The organism is Gilvimarinus chinensis DSM 19667 (genome assembly GCF_000377745.1).
Classification (GTDB): Bacteria; Pseudomonadota; Gammaproteobacteria; order Pseudomonadales; family Cellvibrionaceae; genus Gilvimarinus; species Gilvimarinus chinensis.
Map to the genome: position 1 here is coordinate 182482 of NZ_KB898707.1, position 18775 is coordinate 201256.

Below are 18775 nucleotides of genomic sequence, written 5' to 3' on the forward strand. Positions count from 1 at the left end.
CAGCTCCAGCTCCAGCTCCAGCTCCAGCTCCAGCTCCAGCTCATCAAGTGTTAGCCACACCCAGGTGTTTGTCGACCCCAATAGTCGGCTACATATCGGTGATTCGACCACTTTCGAGCGACCCAAATTTATAACCTTGCACGCTTCTCATGCCGAAAATGACTGGTGGCTTGGGACAAACGATGAGAGCGTGGGCGGTACAGCCTTAATGGCCGAGTTTGCCGAAACCTACGATGTGTACTTCGGCCGCGATACTGGCGGCATGGCATGGCAACTGTCACAGGCCCCAGAGGACCCGACTCGCCCCGGATATGCCAGCGAAGTGGCATTGCAAGAAGCCGGCGGTAATGCCACAGGCTGGTATGATGTGAGAACCGATGAGCGCGGCCAACTGCAACGCGAGCAAGAGCATCGCAACCAGCAAATGGTCGTTGCCGCACAACAACACCCCTACTGGCCCGACGGAAAACTCACCGGCCAAGGCTGGGCATTGTCTCAGACAAATACCGAGCTTGAGCCTTTGGGCACAGCTACCGGGCACTATATGGGGCAATTTCTAAAGCACTTCTTCCGCCAAAGTGCGGGTCAACCTGGCCAACCAAAGCCCAAATATGTAGAGGTAATGAACGAGCCTTTGTACGAGCTCACCACGGTGGCAGATAATCCCATTGAGCCCGAAACAATCTTTGAGTTTCATAACACGGTGGCTGATGCAATAAGGGCCGAAAACCCCGATGTGCTACTAGGTGGCTATACGGCAGCATTCCCCGACTTTGAGAAAGACAATTTTCAACGCTGGGAAGAGCGCGACAAGCTGTTTATGGACATTGCAGGGGAGAATATGGATTTTATTTCGCTTCATTTATATGACTTTCCAATTTTTCCTGGCGGAACAGGCGGCAGTTTAATGCAGCGTTACCGTAAAGGGTCTAATTTAGAAGCCACCTTCGACATGCTTAACCAGTACAGCATGATAACCGAAGGCGAAATAAAACCTCTGATGATCTCAGAATACAGTGCGCAAACTCACGCGCTGGATAATGGCCCTTGGGTACCTTACCGTGATTGGCTCATCATTAAATCTGCTAATGCAATGATGATGCAGTTTATGGCACGGGCCGATCAAATCGAAATGGCTATACCTTTTTATACCGTTAAGGCTGAATGGGGTCGAAAAGCAGCCGACATCCCCTACCCTTCACGCTTAATGCGCCAGAAAAAAGAAGCCGAAGGTGACAGCGGTGAAGAGTGGGTCTACTCTGAACTGATCGACTTTTTCGAGTTATGGAAAGACGTGAAAGGGGAGCGACTCTACACCAGCAGTACCGACCAGGACTTATTAGTGGACGCCTACGCCGAGGGTGATACCCACTATTTGGTGCTGACAAACTTGGATTTTGTAGAGCAGGCCTTTAGCGTAAGTTTGCCCGACAATCTTCAACCTGGAAGCATTTCAGTCAAACATTTACATCTTGGTGATGATGGTAAAACTGAAAATCAACGCGCGCCCGATGTAGAAACTACCAGTGCGACTGACTTTTCCGACACCCTGGTCATTGGTCCTGAAGCCAGCATGGTGATCAGCTTTACCGTTCAAAACATTGTAGATCACTATCAGGTTACTAAACGGTTCGAGTACGCAGACAGCTATAAAAAGGCCATTACAGCCGGTGAGAATATTAATTTCAGCTTTAGTGATATTGCGGCGCCAGATCAGGGCAAATTAACTTTGCGCATTAGTGTTGGCAGAGAGCACGGACTATCACTTTCACCCACTGTCAGCTTGAACGGTCAAACGCTTACAGTGCCAGACGATATCCGCGGTGATGATCAGTTTCTTGGCGGCAAAGGGCGACAGACTTTTTTTGGTACCCTGGAGATTCCAGTACCATTGGAGCTGCTTGATATAAATAATGAACTTACGCTCAACTTTAGCGATACTGGCGGATTTGTCAGCTCTGCTGTACTTGAAGTGTATGATTCAGAGCAAGCATTAACTATATTCTAAACTCAAAAGGCAGCCCTAGGGCTGCCTGTTTACTACCTAATAATAATAAGGCTACACCATGGAATTCGACCTACTACAAACCGTTGCCGCCACCGTCAAATATAGACTCATCGAACAACCCGAAAAAGGAGCGCAAAAACTGGCCCTACAGCTAGGACTCTCATGCGCGGACATCAAACGAATAGCCGAAAACGACCCATCGCTCTGCCCGGATATATTTATTCGCGCTGCTCTACATCTGGATATAGCACCGGATTTCATCCGCATATACAACGAGCACCGTCTCCAGGGGTAAAACAGCATATATCTGATATTTTTAGCCGCATGACTCCTATTTAATACGGATATTCTGCCATACGATGTCACCAATATGACATTAAGCCTACTCTAGGCGAATCAATAAGTGGAGGGCCACCCGTGAAGCCATCAGATCATCCAGATCCTTTTCAACAAGCACGTGTAGAGCAAGGGGTAAGCGAAATAGACGACCAGAACGATCCGGTACAAATGGTTCTGCGACTTAAAGACGTCCGTAAATGTGCCCACAACTGGAAAACATACTCCTCCGAAGCAACACCGGGCCGTATTGTTGTACCATCTGAGGTCAACATCCGCGACACTCGTCAGATACCTTTTGAGGTAGACCCACCCAAACATGGTGCCTTTCGCGAACTGTTGGACCCTTGGTTTAAACGCCCCCTGCAAGACGACTATCGCGACAAACTTCGCGCACAGATTTCATCGTTGATTACTGAGGTAATACAACAAAATAGCATCGAAGCCATTCATGGTTTTTCCCTCCTGCTACAATCGCGCGCACTGACCATTTTAATGAACACTCCAGAGTCAGAAGCCGATACCTTTATTAGCTGGGGAACCCATGTTTTCCGTAGCGAAGACGATCCGTTGGATGCCGGTAAAGCTCAACAACTGTATGACTACATCGATCAAAAAATCGATGAAGCCGAAACCAAGCCAAGTGAAGATTTATTCTCTACTCTATTGGCCGCTGAGGTTGAGGGCCAAAAACTCACCCGCGAACAAATTAAAGGTATTATTATCCTGACCTTTGCCGGTGGCCGCGACACCGTCATTAACATGGTTACCAATACCCTCGCTTATCTCGCTGATCACCCAGAGTCACTCAAACGTTTGCGCGACGAACCAGAGATTCGCACCCGCGCCATTGAAGAATTAATTCGCTACTTCTCACCGCTTACCCATATGGGGCGCGTAGCTACCGAAGACGCCCAGGTGTGCGAACACGCCATTAAGGCCGACAGCCGTATCTCTCTTTGTTGGGCCTCGGCTAACCGAGATGAGACCGTATTCGAAAAACCAAACGAAATTGTTTTGGATCGTAAAATAAACCCCCACGTCGCCTTCGGTTTTGCCACCCATAACTGCCTGGGGGCCACCCATGCCCGCACCATAATGCAGGTACTTATTGATGAGCTGTGCGAAAAGGTGGACCACATCGACTTTTTAAACGCAGAAGAGAATATTGAACAATGGGGCGAATTTGATCGCAAAGTCGGCTACCACAAACTGTACCTGGCTTTTCATTCCGCCTAATTTCTAAAATACAATCAACCGTGACATTTGAGGTACACCCTAATGGCTAAAATTACATTTATCACCAAAGACGACGATACCATTGTCTGCGAAGCGGATTCTGGCTCGGTTATGGAGCTAGCCGTACAAAACGGCGTAAAAGGCATCGACGGCGATTGCGGTGGTGTTTGCTCCTGCGCCACATGCCATGTTCACGTCGCTCCCGAGTCTGTAGCCCAGGTCGGCGAGGCCGGTGAGATTGAGAAAGACATGCTGGAACTGGATGATGAAGCCAACGAGCGTAGCCGCTTGTGCTGCCAGCTGGAAGTATCCGATGATCTGGACGGCATCGTTTTGCACGTAGCCCATTAATCTAAGAGGTTTAACGCCGTCATGAGCACACCATTAACCGCCAATAAAGTTTGCATTATTATCGGCGCCAGTCACGGCGGCGTTAACCTGGCCTTTGCCCTGCGCAAAGAGGGCTGGGAGGGCGAAATTCATTTAATTGATAAAGATCCAAACCCGCCCTACCATCGTCCACCACTTTCCAAAGCGCACTTAACCACCGACGATGGATTGGAGAAAATCCTACTCAAAGCCCCCAAAGCCTACCAGGATAACCACATAGAGCTGCACCTGGGGCAAGAGGTTGCCGCCATCGATCACGTGCATCAGCTGGTTAACCTTGCGGACGGCAGCAGCAAACACTACGACAAATTAGTACTGGCCGTGGGCGCGCGCCCCATTATTCCCCCTATTAAAGGTATCGATGACGTTAAACATCTCTACCCCATGCGTACCGCCGACGACGTAAACAACATTCGCAGCGCTTTTTCCCAATGTAGCGCAAAGCGCGTGGTCATTATTGGCGGAGGCTATATCGGCCTGGAAACGGCGGCATCGCTTAGAAAACTGGGCGGTGAGGTCACCGTACTAGAGCGCGAAGAGCGTATTCTTGCACGTGTCACGGCGCCGATTATGTCCGAGTTTTTTCAAAAGCTGCACACTGATCACGGTGTAAACATTCGCACTGGTAAAAACGTAGTAGAGTTGCGCCAAAACACCAACGGCCAGGAAGTCCTGTGCTCAGATGGAACTGTCTACCCGGCCGATGTGATTGTGATGGGCGTAGGTATTCGAGTTAACCAAGAGTTAGCCGAAGAGGCAGGACTAAAAATCGATAACGGCATCAGTGTTAACGAACAGTGTAAAACCAGCCACAGTAATATTTACGCCATTGGCGATTGCACTTTTCACTACAATAAACACTACGACCGTTGGTTGCGTTTAGAATCGGTACAAAACGCGGTGGACCAAGCGAAAACCACCGCCCAGGCATTAACCGACAAAAACCCCGAATACGACGCGCTACCATGGTTCTGGTCCGACCAGTATGACGTTAAGCTACAAATGGTTGGGCTATCAGATGGCTACGATGAAATCCTAAAACGCGATGAAAGTACAGACGATCAACATAAGTTTTCAACATGGTACTTCAAAGGCGACCAATTATTGGCCGTCGACGCCGTTAATAACGCCAAAGCATACGTCGTCGGTACAAAACTGATTGGAGCCAAAACCCAAGTCAGAAAAGACGTGCTTTCCGACCCAGAGCAAGACTTAAAAGCTTTGTTATAAGCTTTTAGACGTCTCTCGAAGTTGTCTATTACAAAGGTGGCTGCCGTTTACAATCGCCTAAGCCTCCATCATGCTCTTGAGGCTGGGCGCCCTCATATTGACCGACTGCATTTGCGGCTGGTTTGAAGCGCTGCGGAAAAGCAGTCCGACAACATGCGCTTTTTATGAGACAAAAAATTATTTTACTGACTGGTTAAGTTCCTTGTTATTTTCTGAGCAACCTTCATAAAAGTATCCAAATCTGCTGCTTCAATACCCTGCGTCATTTGCTCTTCCATATCATTCGAAAGGTCACGCAATCTTTCTTGTAACGCCCTGCCGGCCGAAGTCAGTGTCAAAAGCTGGCTGCGCTTATCATTAGGGTTAGGCTCCTTTTGAACCAGGTCTAGATCAATCAACTGATTAACCAATCGAGTAATCTGCGCCTTGTCACGCTTAAACATGCCGGCAATATCAATGGCAGTACAAGCATTTGACTTTGCAATAACCTTTAAAACCCTTACGTGCATAGCTGCAATACCGAACCTTTGATCCTCTAGCTGGTTGCCAAGCTGTTGTTTGATGGCGTGGGTTAAGTGAAAAACCGCTTCGGCCGTAACCGCATTAAACATAATCAAAACCTCAGACATAGTTGTCAATAGCAACCAATTTTTATATAGTTGCTATTGTCAACTATATCTTGAGCAAATTCAACATTTAGAGGAAAGCATATGTCAGCCGTTCATGCGGAAATTGCGCCACCTAAGCGCCCTCTGTATCAGAAAATTCTCGTTATAGCCGGCATGACGAGTCTTGTGGGTGGCACATTAACAGGCATCATGACTTACGTGAATGGTGGGGTTAGGGAAGGTTTTTGGACTGACTGGCTTTCTTCATTTGCTATTGCAGTATTGGTTATGGCGCCAGCTGGCTTGCTGTTTATGACACTTATCGAAAAACTTATTCAGCAAATGATGCCTAACGGCCATAAGATTTTCCGTCAAGTCATTACCGGATTATTAATGGCACTATTTATGGAGTCTATTCTAGCCGCGAGTACGACGGCAAATTTACTAGGGTTTGCAGACATAACAACCTTTGCAAGTGCATGGATACACGCTTTTATTGCAGCGCTGCCTTTTGGGTTATTCATGGCATTACTAACGTCAATCACCCTCAAGCCAAAGCTTGATAGGTTTCTAGCCAACTGAAACTGAGAGGTTATAACTTTGATTACAATGAGAATGACACGAGTTGCCTACGTCGAGGATATGGGGCCACATATGAGGCGCATTGTCTTACACGGCGATGATTTAAAAGACTTTCCAGCCGACCAAGAAAGTGCACATTTTAAAGCCATATTCCCACAACCAGGGAAAACCAAACCAAAGCTTGGCATTTAATTATGGCAGATGTTACAGCCCTGCCAGCAGCCGCTGCCATTCTGGAGAAGCTGCCCAAAACAGCTGTTGATGCCGCATATTTTCAAGTTCCCACAGTAAAAGACAAGTTAACTGTTGAAGCGCCTCACGGTATAGACGTGCAATGGCTTATCAACGATAACAGGAATAAAAATGTTTTGCTTGAAGGTCTTGAAAACTTGTCGTGGAGAGACGGCAACCCTGCGATATTTGTGGCTGGGGAAGCGAACCAAACAAAAGCGATAAAAACTCAGATAAAAAGAAAGCCTGGCTACATGAGAAAACAAGCTTATTTTTCCGGGTATTGGAAGGCTTAAGCGTCGAAACATATAACGTCTCGCATCAACGGCCAAATGCACGCATTGCGAGAATTTTGTCCGGCTGCATACGCTTGCTATGCATTTCGGCCCTCATTTCCTATTCGTAAATGCCATTCGGCAAGAGACTCTTGCGGATACTCTTCGAACAATTTGTCGTTTGGACCGGGATGGATTTCAACCCATTTAGCCTTTGATCCTAACATCATATGCGTGCGCTCTGGCGGAAAGGGAAGATCGGTATCAATTGCAGAAGCAAATGGGTGCACAAGTTCTGGCCACCTCGGATCCCATTGCCAGAGAGCGCTTCCGCACTTGCTACAAAAATTCCTTTGGCCGGGACTCTCCTGGCTGTCTCCGGTTACGGAGTTTTTGATAATCGCTTTGTAAACACTGATGAATTTCTCTCCCTCAACTTTTAGTGAATCAAAGTCTCCACCCAGATTAATAGCATAACCGCCACCGCCTGCAGTTTTTCGGCAGATCGAACAATAACAATTATTGAATGGATAGGGATGTTTGGACGAAACGCTGAAGTGCACGCTACCACAATGACATGAACCTTCAAGCTTCATTATTTATCCTCCGAGTTCTGTAAATGCATAACGCCCTGTCAAGAGGCAAATTATAGTTGGCTATAATTGTGAGCGGAGCGAAACAGCCAACTGTTATTTGTCCCGCTTGAACAGCTAGGCTGTCACAGCTGACAACTCACTTCCCGGAGCGTCTAGAAAAACACATTAGCCTATGAGGTTAGTTGGCTGACACAGAGTTTTGAACATCCTCACGGTAAGATATTCATCGGCATATTTCTCCCCTCTGTACGACAACTCCAAGGGCTACCCCATTACTCAAAGCCGAAGAAAAATGCACCAAAATTGCATTTTTTTCAAACTTATATCGTATTATTCAAACTTATGCGCAGATTTACAGCCCCTCTCCGTTATGATCGAGTAAAAGCTGGTACTCAGCTATAAGATCCTTCTATTAACCTGGTGGATAAATAGATCGTCCTGATCTATTTATTTTCCGCCCTAAAACTCAGGCGGCTTTGTGCGAAAAGCCTGAATTTTTAGAGCTTGCGTGAATCTGCGACTCATGGCGAGGCCTCCCTGTACCGCCTATTAATTTGGTATATACAACCACCGGGTTAATAGCAAGCTATTCTCTCTTTTTTCACAAAATAGAACGATGCAGACCATCACTACCATCACTTATACTTAGTTACTACGAAACCTTTCAACCTCATCAAAGACTTTTATAAATTAGTTGTCTATTTTACGGTTCTACACACCTAACCACTCATAAGTTCACGATCAATGCCCCGCAAGAATGGTCGACAACCCCTATATAGAGAAAATAATTGAGCTCAAGAAATCTAACCAGCTTTAAAGCTTACGATATTAGAGGAAAACTCGGCGAAAAGCTTAACGAAGACATCGCCTACCGTATTGGTCGCGCCTATGGTCAATTCCTGCAACCGCAAAGTGTAGTGGTGGGGGCGATGTACGCGAAACCAGCGATGCATTAAAAACGGCGGTAGGGAATGGTCTGCGCGATGAAGCGTTGACGTTATTGATATTGGCATGGTGGGCACTGAAGAGATGTACTTTGCCACAAGCCACCTTAAAGCCAGTGGCGGCATCGAAGTAACAGCCAGCCATAACCCCATCGACTACAACGGCTTAAAGCCTATCCGCGAAAACTCTAAGCCCATCAGCGGCGATACTGGCTTATTAGACATTAAACGACTGGCCGAAGAAGGACGCGTTGCCCCAGTCGACCCGTCCGCGCGCGGGAAGTTAATCAAACAAAGCACACTGGATGCCTATGTGTAGCATTTGCTCGGTTACGTTGATACCCAACAATTAAAACCATTCAAAATTGTCGTTAACGCCGGAAATGGCACAGCAGGCCATGTAATAGACGCGCTGGAACCTCACCTGCCTTTTGAATTTATTAAAATTCACCACGAGCCAGACCCAACCTTCCCCAACGGCATTCCTAACCCAATGTTAACCGAAAATCGGGGACCGACCCGCGATGCGGTTTTAGCGCATGATGCTCACTTAGGTATTGCCTGGGACTGCGACTTTGACCGCTGTTTCTTTTTTGATGAAACCGGCGAGTTTATTGAGGGCTACTACTTGGTGGGCTTATTGGCCGAGGCTTTTTTAACCAAAGAGCCCGGCGGTAAAGTGGTGCACGACCCGCGATTAACCTGGAACACCATTTCTATCGCCGAAGAGTGTGGTGGCAAGGCCGTGCAATCAAGAACCGGACACGCTTTTATTAAAGAGCTGATGCGAAAAGAAAACGCCATTTATGGCGGCGAAATGAGCGCCCACCACTATTTTCGGGATTTCTTTTACTGCGATAGCGGCATGATTCCTTGGTTACTGGTGACCGAGTTAATGTGTCGTAAAAATGCTACTTTAAGCTCAATGATGAAAGAGTGCATAGCGCGCTACCCCTCGCCGGGCGAAACCAACCTTCAGGTGGCCGACGCCAAAGCGGCTATTGCTAAAGTTCGGGCGCACTGTCAGGCTGAGGCGCTAGAGGTGGATGAGACCGATGGCGTTAGTATGATTTTTGCGGATTGGCGTTTTAATTTACGTATGTCAAATACCGAGCCAGTGGTGCGCTTAAATCTGGAAAGCCGTGCAGACCAAACCTTATTGCAAGCCAAAACCGATGAAATACTCGCGCTCTTAGAATCCAACTAGGGCATCGTTCGGGCTTGATGGGAATTTCTCGCAGGCCGCAACACCACCGCCTTAAATACTCTCTGGTTCCCACACTTTCTAAGGTGTGGGAACCAGCCTCCCTTTGCTCTACCCTTAAAGCCAATACATCAGCCATACACCTTTCTAATACCCCAGCTTTTTAATCGCGCTCAGCACCAGCTCATATCAGCGCTAGCTGGCACAATCGTTAAAACACCATAAACCCCTTGCAGCGTCAGAATAAGTCAATTAGTGTTGTATACAATATACAATAATGTTTCTCTCGATTTTACACTAGCGATAACGATATGACTCTGTTCTCTTTACCTATCGCCGTCTGGCAGAAAGCGAGCTCACTTGTTTTCTTTATTTGCTTACTAAATGCGTGCCATCATCTAACTTCGCCCCAGCCTTTTACGGTATCGCTTTCAACGCCTTATACCCTCACCCGCGATATAAACGACAGTACGACTCAACGCCTGACTTTACAGCTAGAGAATCCGGCTAATTACGCCAGTATCAGCATTTCCTCCAAAGACTCACCGTTGGTAGAAAGCCTGGATATACCAACCAGCGGTAAACAAACCCTGAACGTTTTGGTTCAATTTGAAGCCTTAGGAGCAGCGCCAATAACGCTAACGGTCAATAACGCTGACTTAACCGTTAACCACTTAACACTTGAACCGGTCGATTCACTCAATATTCCACGCTTTGAAGATATTACCGAGCGCTCCGGCATGGATCAGGTAAATTCGCTCAAGTACGGCGGCCCCACCATCGCCGATATCGACCGAGATGGCGATTACGATTTCATTGTTAATAATCACAATGACGCCAGCAGTAAACTTTACTGGAACAACGGCGACGGTACTGTCAGCAAGCATGATGCGAATTTAGCCCGCTGGTTTATGCACGATTTACACGGCACCTCACCGGGCGATTACGACAACGACGGCGACTTAGACATAGTGGTTACCCAGGGCGGTGGCAATGGTATTAATCCCTCTAAGGCGAACTTTTATCGAAATAACAACGGCACCTTGGTGCTATACACTGGCGATGTAGGAATAAATAAAGGCGGCCGCGGGCGCGGCGCCCGCTGGTCCGACATGGACTTGGACGGCGATTTGGATTTACTGCTGTTCAACGAAACCAGCTTGTATGGGGACAAACCCCAACACTTTTTTTATGAAAATACCGGCGGTGGCCGCTTTAAACACAGATCAGTGCCCGGTATTCAAAATGTGCATCAATCCCGTGTATTGTTAACCGATTTTAATAATGACGGTATTGATGATTTTGTAATCTACGGCCCGTTAAGCCTATGGCAGGGCAATGGTGATTTTTCCTTTCGCGATGTCACTGCAAAGGCACCGGCGGCAATAGCCGAGTTAACCGGCATTATGGCAGTAACCGATATCGACATTGATAACGACGGAGACCTGGATTTATATCTGGCACGCGGCAAGGCATTTGAAGGTGGCAGAGGTGAATCACCTTCGGTGGACTTTGACCCTTTGCAGAAAAAGTTTGCTATAAAACCGCGTGGCTATAAAGGCGTAGATACGTTTTCATTCTCCGCACAGGGGCCCGTAGAGCTTTCTGATTACTACTTTTTAGCCCAAGGCCTACAGCGTGGCAAAGACTACCCCATGTTCCTGGGGCGCGACAAACAATCTACCGTATTGCAAAAAGGCCAAGGCTGGACACTAAACCCAAACGAGGCCGAAGGCTGGCCCGACGATATTTCAGAAAACGGCATGTATTTTGGCTATGTGGGCAAGGGCCAATGGAAAGCGGCCTTAGTCCGCAATGGCGACGATTTTTGGGGGTTTAAGTTTACCCTCACCGGCGTAACCGATGTGACGACCGACTTTGAACCGCAAAACCGAAATGAAGCCGATATTTTACTGCGCAACGATGGCGATCATTTTGTCGATGTCTCGTCGCAGTGGAACATCCCTCCGGGCAATAACTCTTTGGGTGTAACCCGTGGCGATTTCAACAACGATAGTCACCAGGATCTTTTCGTTAGCCGCTGGGGAAAAGTCTATGGCAAAACCTCTGACTACCTATTGTTAAATACCGGCAAGGGTAGCTTCGACACCGTAACCATGCACGGTGCCAATGATGTAGGCGGCCCCGGCAATGGTGACATGGGCCAGGCATTTGACTTTAATCTGGATGGTTCGCTTGACCTTTTGCTCGGCAATGAAGGTGGCCAATGGTATCTGTACCACAACAGCCAAACAAAAACCGGCCACTACAGTTTGGTAGAGGTAGGCTACTCCCCCAAACAGAATATTGACCCCATGGGTGCCTACGTTACCTTGCACACAACCAACCACAGCTATCGCCAACGGATAGGCTCTGCGGGAGAAATCTTCTCGCAAAGCTTGCTGAATATCGTGCATTTTGGGCTGGGATCGCAGAGCACCATAGAGAAGGTAACCATCACCTGGCGCAACGGCGAAACCGCCGAGTTTACCCGCCCCAAAATCAACACGCGCCTCTCCACCGATCAGCTTCCACCCAAGGCTATTAATATAGGCCCCGAATCACTACAGGTACGAACCCAAACCACTTACCCCCTAACACCAACCTTTTCACCCGAGCATGCCGATACTCGCCTACAGTGGCAGTCCGATAATCCAACCCAGGTAAGCGTCAACTCGCAAGGTGTGATCAACGCTGTGGGCAAAGCGGGCGAGCGGGCCACCATTACCGCTCAAAGCTTAGCGAGCGACCAGAATGATTCGGTGGATATTACCCTGGTCGATTGGTACCCAGTGGCCGTAGAAGCCATCGCGATAGCCGACAAAACCACGCCAATCTACACCGGGCTAAAACGCCGTTTACAGACCAAAGTCACCCCACTCCACGCGGATAACCAGAGCCTTCAGTGGGCAAGCAGCAACCCGCAGGTCGCGAGCATTAACCAAGAAGGTATCTTACAAGCTCACCAACCCGGCCGTACCGAGATCACCGCCAAAAGCGAGCAATCCAGCCATGTAACCGACCAGTTTACTTTACAGGTAGAGGATTACCGCGAGGGCCACATTACCATTAGTAACCGTGACCGCTGGGCCAGTCAGCCCATAGTCATCGGGCAGCCAATCGAGCTACAAGCAAGCTATGATGCCGGTTCGGGTAATCAGGTGATTGCCGCAGACGAAGGCGGCCTGCGTTTTTGGCTGCGCCACTTTAAATCCCGCTGGATTCCAGTAAAAGACGTGGTCAAAGTAGACGCCGATGCCTTGCATCAACAATCGGGCCAAGCAAGCAATAGCTTTAGCACCCAAGGCCTAACCCCCACGGCTGAATTACCCGACGGGCATTTTTATCAGCTGCGGGTTTCCTTTACCGCCAGCGATGGCAAAAACTATAACGCCACCATTGATGAGATTAACCTGGTAGCGCCAAAATAAAATATTCGATTAAACACCGATCACAGAGGCTATAAAAATCCTAATTACCGCGCAAGCATCGCCGCGTTACTCTCAAGGTTCACTACCGAATGATGCCTGCGCTTACCCACCTGCCCTACCTATACAGCTGATTTATTTCTTGGCTTAAAGTTAAACTGTTTGCAAGGCTAAGCAGATTGGAGAGAATCGTTACACTTTCGAGTGTATCTTTACCTGAAGATTTTTTCGGCCATCTCTTTTTTGGTTTAAGCCTTTCACGCTCGGTTCTTTTTCAGCAACCCTTCGTATAAATTCCCTGGCCGTCTGTTTGCGCGCTAAACCAGTCGTTTTAGTTGAGCGTTATAATTACTTGCTCCAAATAACCTGGATCACGCAGGCTGGTGATGCGCCAGCTTGCCTTCGGCGTCTTTTCCGGTACTTAAGCTAAGCAATATGCGTTTTTAGCCATTGAGTAAGTTAATGCCCGATATCCGTAAGCCGTAACCTTCGGACAGTGAGTGACTTTCCTGCACGCCCGTATTGGTGTTTTCGTGCACCATTCTTATAAATAGCAGCAGTACCAGCTCGGTGACGTAATCGGAGTAGTTAATACCGTCGTCGCGCAGTACGTCATACAGGTTCCAGAGTTTTTGGACGATGTCGTTGTTGGTCATATTGTTAGGCTAATCCTGATTCAAAATATCGATATAAGCGCTGTAGGCAAAGACGCGGTTACGCTTTTGGCCGGTAAGTTCACGCACTAGGCCGTGTTGCGGCTGCGATAGCAAATCCATCACCTTGCCCGCAGTGGCGGCGGTTATATTGCCGTGTTTTACCAGTGTGTTGATATTGGCAATGGGGTATTCAAACAGCACATTCAGCACTTGTTGCGCAGAGGCGGCCATACGGCCTAGCCCGGCGAGCTGTTGGCGCAATGCATTCAGCCGTTGCGCTGTATCTACCGCCTGAGTCGCGGTATCAGCCACCGCATCAACGAAAAACAATAGCCACGCCTCCCAATCGCCGGTAAGGCGCACTTGCTGCAAACGCTCGTAGTACACCTGCCGGTGCTTTTTAAAGAACACCGACAGGTAAAGTAAGGGCTCGCTGAGGATATTGGCCGCTACCAGAATAAGTGGAATCAGCAAGCGCCCTACCCGGCCGTTCCCGTCCATAAACGGGTGAATGGTTTCAAACTGCACATGGGCCAGGGCGGCTTTGATGAGCGCGTCGGTAGGCTCAGGCAAATCGTTTAAAAACGCTCCAACTCGGCCCAGCAATTGGCTAGCTCATTGGCAGGTGCCGGTACAAAAGTGGCCTCATCGGCGCGGTGGCCGCCTATCCAGACTTGGTTTTTACGAAACTCCCCTGGGCCTTTGCTGATACCCCGGCCCGAGGTCATTAGCGCCTTGTGCAGCTCGGTGAGCAGGCGAAAAGTAATGGGGTGCCCCTCACGAATACGCTCTACCCCCAAGGCAAGGGCGTTAACGTAGCAGGAGACCTCTTGCACATCGTCCATGGGTACACCGGGCAGCCCTTCCATTTCGTAGAGCATCAGGTCGCTGAGGGACGATTTAGTGCCCCAATTTGCGAGGACATTACCGCCTCTTTACGCACATAGCTGTAAAGAAATTGGCGAGCGTCTGGCAACAGAGTGCTGATGGCATTCAGCCGGCCCAGAGCCAGCAGGCCTGATTGATGCGGCCTTGCAGCTTGTTTACTGGATATGTATAAAAAGCCTCAGCTTTAATTACAAATCCGTAAAAGTCACGATCAGGCCCGATCTTGCTCCCAAAGGACCTCGTAATGTAGGCGCAGTGAAAATAAAAGGCCGTTTTGCCCAATTGATCATCCAATCAGATACTATTTAGGGCAAAAACTCCACGCAATAGAACTCCACTAAATAGAATTAATTGAGCTTGGTTTCCGTAATATCCTCGTTGTAGCCTTGTTTTGATGCCATATGGTGTAATTTTGCAAAGCTCGAAATTTAAATTAACCCTAACAACGACTAGATAGTTGCCACATGGCAACTATTGATGGATGAAGCCAACCATACTTGCTAGAATGTTGCCATGTGGCAACTAATGTCGGCAGGCGCCTCTCATACCGAATCACAAAAGGCCACGCAGCCCCTTAATCAGGCTAGAACAACCGGTTAAAAGCCCATTATGCAAATATTTATTGAAACAATTCGCCTTCATCCCATGCGCACGTCGCTTGGGAGCATTGAGCCGCCTAACAGCGAGATTGTAGATGTATTGCGGCGACACGGGCCATCGGCTGCCCCGCCCTTGATTGTGCGACCGTTAGGAGATGATAAATGGGAGCTGTTAACGGGTGAAAAGTACTGGTTAGCCGCCCCATTGGCAGGAGTGGAATCCTTAGCTGCCGAAGTTCGCGCTTTAGACGATGAGGCAGCTTTAGAGCTTATCCAAACCGAAATCAGGCTGCTAAATCCCAGACACTCAGGGTCGGTATTAAATACCGCTAGAGCGGCCGTTGAAGCGAAGGAAAACCACGGCACAACATATCGAACCTACGCCAAGCAAATAGGCATGAGTTATAGCGCTCTTTCTCATCTAATCCGTCTTTTGAATTGCGCTCCTGAGCTCATATCACACCTGGACAACCACCAAATCAGTTTGGGTAAGGCCAAGGTATTAGCCCGACTGCCAAAAAAACAACAAGTAAAGCTGCTCGACCAAGGGCAGCTTAAGAGCCTGACGGTCCGCGACGTGGAAAGGCTGGTAAATGGTGAGATCATTTCTGAGCCCGATAACCCAGCGCCCACCAACGATGCCGATAATGGCGAATTGACCAAAGTTGCAGAGCAAATTTCTTCACAGTTAGGCACCCCCGTTTCGGTAAGCTGGTCTGCCGGCATTGCCCAGCTAAACATTACTTGTCACGGCCTAGATGTATTCGACGGCGTACTTGAGCGCCTGGGAGTTTCCCTTGAGACTTGAAAAGGGAAAGTTTTTCCCTCCCCACACAACAAATAACTCTTAAATTTCAACAACTTAAAATAAAAACACCCTAAATTCCCGCCACGGGAATTTAGGGTGTCTAGACTATTAAATGCTTCACTACCGCCGCATTCTTGGAAAAAATTTCCTACCTGTCAGGAAAAAATATTCAGCGATTCAAGGGGTTATAGGCTTTTGAAGGAAGATTCCCGGGGCGGGAATTTTTATGAGAAAGAACCTGCCTGCTAAGCAGGCAGGTATTGATTATTTTCTTTCAACTTTAAGGCTTTTAACAATATGATTTACTAAGTCTTCTATTTGCTCGTCTTTGACGCCTATCAACTCAAGCTTCGTGGAACCCGAAGAGGTAAGGCTATGCTTAACCGCGACTTTCCCTGATTGCGACACGTAACGTACGGGTTGCTTTTGAGTAGGCTTTACCTGCTTTCCTCTTACCGAGCTCTTTAGTCGTTTCAGGACTTCCTCAGCGTCCAACACTGATTCTACATCCTTAGCTTGTTTACGCTCTTTCAACAACATCTTGGCTTCGTTAAGAACGCTGCCTGCATCACGACGCATCAGTTTTTGTACTGTTTCCCCATAAGACAAGGGCATGTCAGATGGCGAACGTAAAATGCGCACAAATATTTCATCGAGCTCTACACACGCTTTATATCGACTGATGTGAGAGGTGCTAATGCCTTTTGCGATACCAAGCTGCGACCAATTTTTAAACTCCCCCGCATTCAGTTGTCGCTGATAAGCCTGGGCTTTTTCGTACGCTGATACGTCTTTGTGTTTGTTTTCTATGACAGAAAGCGCTCTGACATCAGCATCCGGCACATCACCAACCAAAGCAAGGAATGGCTTTTTGACCAGTTTTACACTGGCTAACCTGCGAGAGCCCTCAATTAGCTCAAACCGCCCACCTGGTTTTGGACGCAGCGTGCCGGGTTTTTGCTGACCATCGGACTCAATAGAGGGAAGAATGTCCCCCAGTGAGATGGGGTCTAAAAACTCTTGTAAACGCTCGTTCTCAGGGGATACATCAATAAGCTCAGGGTCTACAGAGTGTTGAACAAATTCCACTTTTTGCCCTGATACCGGCATGGTTAATACCACCCCTGCCCCACCCTTCGCCTGGGCATCGGTCAGTTGCTGCTTCAGGGTTTCAATTTGTTCTTTTAATTCATCAGTAAACCGAGCAGGCCCTTTTCGTTCACCACTCATAGCCTGAACGGCGGGCAAAGGTCTGCGGGTGCGAGCCTTCGGCTCAGAGGCCGAGGGTTGGTCGCTACGCGCCGCATTCAAAAGTTCGTCAGTGTCACCATACTTTGACTTGGATTTATTTGTCATGAGTGCCCTCCTCTTTTGCCGTTGCGGCTACCTGGGTAACGTTTTCTTTTATCTTTGTGGTTTTTTGGAACAGCTCGTCCAATTGCACCATGTGATCAGAGCGTGGCTGTAACCCCCATACCGTGTCCCAAATTGCATCATGCATTTCGCTAAATATGTCATCGAACATTTCAACGGTTTTTTTCAGACGCTTGGGGTTATCAGAGTCTTTCGAATTTTGCTCATAGACAGAGTAAGTCCGGTTGGTTGCCTTACCCACCTCATCTGACGAATGCACTTCATTGGTTAGGACATCCCCGCGCTCTACATTGAACACTTTGCGGATAATGTCACTCATAAATTGGGCGTAAGAGCTACCAGAATATTTAGTAATGAAATAGCGGATATCGGGAATATTGGGTGCTTCTCCTCGCTCAAGATGGCCCTCAAGGGTCTGTGCAACTAGATCGGTAAACTGCAAGGTCGAGGCAAAATCTGGCATGCTGGCCGGTGCTGGCACAAACACCATGTCGCAGGCTGAAATCACATTAAGCGTTGATAAATTCAGAGACGGGGTGCCATCAATAATAATGAAATCGTAATCTTGCCCTACCTCTATTAGGCCATGTCGCAATTTCATGAAACGGTCGGTATAGCCAATGTTAGTGCGAGCCAGAACTTCGGGCATCAATTGATCAATACTCAGATTCTGTAAACACGCTGGAATAATATCGATGTTACTCCAGTAGGTTTTCTGGATAGCATAACTCAACGATTCAGACGCGCCGGGCTCCCAGCCCGCTTCCACTAACGCCTCGTCATCTTCCAGCATAAAAGGTGCAATGGTGTGCTCATACTGCACATTATCATCCGGGCGCTTACCGTAGAAAAAACTCAAACTACCCTGAGGGTCACTGTCCACCAGCAAAACTTTATACCCCTGGATAGCCAAATACTGAGAAAACAAATGGCAGCTGGTGGTTTTCTGGCTGCCGCCCTTTAAGTTCAAAATACCAATTACAGCAGCTGCTGCGCCGTCTGGTTTTCGCGGCGATGTCTTAAATACATCGCGCATATGGTTAATTTGGTTGATGGTATAGCCGGCTCGGACTTTGGTTTTTGTGTCCTGTCGATAATCTGGAGGAGGAAGACGACCATCTTTCTCGGCAGCGTATAACCGAGGGTGTGAAATACCTGCCATTTCTGCAGCAACAGTCGAGCCGTACCGACGTTTTTGTACTCTATCGTCTACCAAGTGTTCTTTTAAGGTCGCAATATCGTGTTTATCGCCCTGGCTCTCTTTGACCAGCTGAGCGATTTGCCGCATCATGCCTTGGCCGACGGTGATAGACTCATTCAGCTTACGTAGGTTATTTTCTACATAATTAAGCTGTTCGGAAACATTGGTCATTTTCACG

Annotated in this window: 18 protein-coding genes and 1 pseudogene; 11 read left to right on the top strand and 8 right to left on the bottom strand. The window is 48.1% G+C overall.

From position 1 onward, the window contains the following. The 5 genes from D568_RS0106625 to D568_RS0106645 all read left to right on the top strand — a co-directional run. The coding region (locus D568_RS0106625) for an agarase (RefSeq protein ID WP_169334789.1) at positions 1-2008 on the top strand (2008 nt) is incomplete at its 5' end. Between the two features lie 58 nt (positions 2009-2066). Next, complete coding sequence (locus D568_RS0106630; protein ID WP_020208803.1) at positions 2067-2303, top strand: hypothetical protein; 237 nt, start codon at positions 2067-2069, stop codon at positions 2301-2303. 122 nt (positions 2304-2425) lie between these two features. Next, positions 2426-3583 carry a cytochrome P450 gene (locus D568_RS0106635; protein WP_020208804.1) on the top strand — a complete coding sequence of 386 codons (1158 nt, stop codon included), beginning with the start codon at positions 2426-2428 and terminating at the stop codon, positions 3581-3583. Between the two features lie 42 nt (positions 3584-3625). Continuing rightward, positions 3626-3934 carry a 2Fe-2S iron-sulfur cluster-binding protein gene (locus D568_RS0106640; RefSeq protein WP_020208805.1) on the top strand — a complete coding sequence of 103 codons (309 nt, stop codon included), beginning with the start codon at positions 3626-3628 and terminating at the stop codon, positions 3932-3934. A 21-nt stretch (positions 3935-3955) separates the two neighbouring features. Further along, positions 3956-5203 (top strand): NAD(P)/FAD-dependent oxidoreductase, encoded by a 1248-nt coding sequence (locus D568_RS0106645; RefSeq protein WP_020208806.1) that lies wholly within the window; start codon positions 3956-3958, stop codon positions 5201-5203. Positions 5204-5385: 182 nt separating this feature from the next. On the opposite strand, the gene D568_RS0106650 is transcribed toward D568_RS0106645, so the two are convergent. Next, a complete protein-coding gene (locus D568_RS0106650; RefSeq protein ID WP_026286896.1) occupies positions 5386-5814 on the bottom strand; it encodes a MarR family winged helix-turn-helix transcriptional regulator in 429 nt (142 codons plus the stop codon). 99 nt (positions 5815-5913) lie between these two features. Here D568_RS0106650 and D568_RS0106655 point away from each other — a divergent pair, with 99 nt between their 5' ends. The 3 genes from D568_RS0106655 to D568_RS0106665 are packed head-to-tail and all read left to right on the top strand — an operon-like array spanning position 5914 to position 6920. After that, on the top strand, positions 5914-6393 hold the full coding sequence (locus D568_RS0106655) for a DUF2798 domain-containing protein (protein WP_020208808.1): 480 nt from the start codon (positions 5914-5916) through the stop codon (positions 6391-6393). 33 nt (positions 6394-6426) lie between these two features. Then, positions 6427-6585 carry a siderophore-interacting protein gene (locus D568_RS22235; RefSeq protein ID WP_425401960.1) on the top strand — a complete coding sequence of 53 codons (159 nt, stop codon included), beginning with the start codon at positions 6427-6429 and terminating at the stop codon, positions 6583-6585. Then, complete coding sequence (locus D568_RS0106665; RefSeq protein ID WP_281168644.1) at positions 6585-6920, top strand: siderophore-interacting protein; 336 nt, start codon at positions 6585-6587, stop codon at positions 6918-6920. Before D568_RS22235 ends, D568_RS0106665 begins: the two co-directional genes overlap by 1 nt. Positions 6921-6997: 77 nt before the next feature. On the opposite strand, the gene D568_RS0106670 is transcribed toward D568_RS0106665, so the two are convergent. Continuing rightward, positions 6998-7495 carry a GFA family protein gene (locus tag D568_RS0106670; RefSeq protein ID WP_020208811.1) on the bottom strand — a complete coding sequence of 166 codons (498 nt, stop codon included), beginning with the start codon at positions 7493-7495 and terminating at the stop codon, positions 6998-7000. A 788-nt stretch (positions 7496-8283) separates the two neighbouring features. Here D568_RS0106670 and D568_RS19505 point away from each other — a divergent pair. Together D568_RS19505 and D568_RS0106680 are read left to right on the top strand one after the other, a co-directional pair. After that, a pseudogene (locus D568_RS19505) lies at positions 8284-9646 on the top strand (phosphohexomutase domain-containing protein). A 308-nt stretch (positions 9647-9954) separates the two neighbouring features. After that, positions 9955-13074 (top strand): FG-GAP-like repeat-containing protein, encoded by a 3120-nt coding sequence (locus D568_RS0106680; RefSeq protein ID WP_020208814.1) that lies wholly within the window; start codon positions 9955-9957, stop codon positions 13072-13074. A 440-nt stretch (positions 13075-13514) separates the two neighbouring features. Here D568_RS0106680 and D568_RS21905 read toward each other — a convergent pair whose 3' ends face one another. The 4 genes from D568_RS21905 to D568_RS22240 are packed head-to-tail and all read right to left on the bottom strand — an operon-like array spanning position 13515 to position 14781. Further along, entirely contained in the window at positions 13515-13727 is a 213-nt protein-coding gene (locus tag D568_RS21905; protein WP_020208815.1) for a type I restriction-modification system subunit M N-terminal domain-containing protein, read from the bottom strand. A 9-nt stretch (positions 13728-13736) separates the two neighbouring features. Beyond that, positions 13737-14333, bottom strand: a complete 597-nt coding sequence (locus tag D568_RS21910) for a Fic family protein (RefSeq protein WP_211211626.1) — start codon at positions 14331-14333, stop codon at positions 13737-13739. Next, positions 14306-14608 carry a Fic family protein gene (locus D568_RS21915; RefSeq protein WP_211211632.1) on the bottom strand — a complete coding sequence of 101 codons (303 nt, stop codon included), beginning with the start codon at positions 14606-14608 and terminating at the stop codon, positions 14306-14308. The genes D568_RS21910 and D568_RS21915 overlap by 28 nt, the downstream gene beginning before the upstream one ends. Further along, positions 14608-14781 (bottom strand): Fic/DOC family N-terminal domain-containing protein, encoded by a 174-nt coding sequence (locus D568_RS22240; RefSeq protein ID WP_425401961.1) that lies wholly within the window; start codon positions 14779-14781, stop codon positions 14608-14610. Before D568_RS22240 ends, D568_RS21915 begins: the two co-directional genes overlap by 1 nt. Positions 14782-15224: 443 nt before the next feature. Between D568_RS22240 and D568_RS0106695 the strand changes: the two genes are divergently transcribed. Further along, positions 15225-16022, top strand: a complete 798-nt coding sequence (locus D568_RS0106695) for a ParB/RepB/Spo0J family partition protein (RefSeq protein WP_020208817.1) — start codon at positions 15225-15227, stop codon at positions 16020-16022. Positions 16023-16286: 264 nt separating this feature from the next. Here the strand turns inward: D568_RS0106695 and D568_RS0106700 are convergent, their stop codons facing one another. Beyond that, on the bottom strand, positions 16287-17378 hold the full coding sequence (locus tag D568_RS0106700; RefSeq protein WP_020208818.1) for a ParB/RepB/Spo0J family partition protein: 1092 nt from the start codon (positions 17376-17378) through the stop codon (positions 16287-16289). Further along, complete coding sequence (locus D568_RS0106705; protein WP_020208819.1) at positions 17368-18768, bottom strand: AAA family ATPase; 1401 nt, start codon at positions 18766-18768, stop codon at positions 17368-17370. The genes D568_RS0106700 and D568_RS0106705 overlap by 11 nt, the downstream gene beginning before the upstream one ends. Positions 18769-18775: the final 7 nt, after the last annotated feature.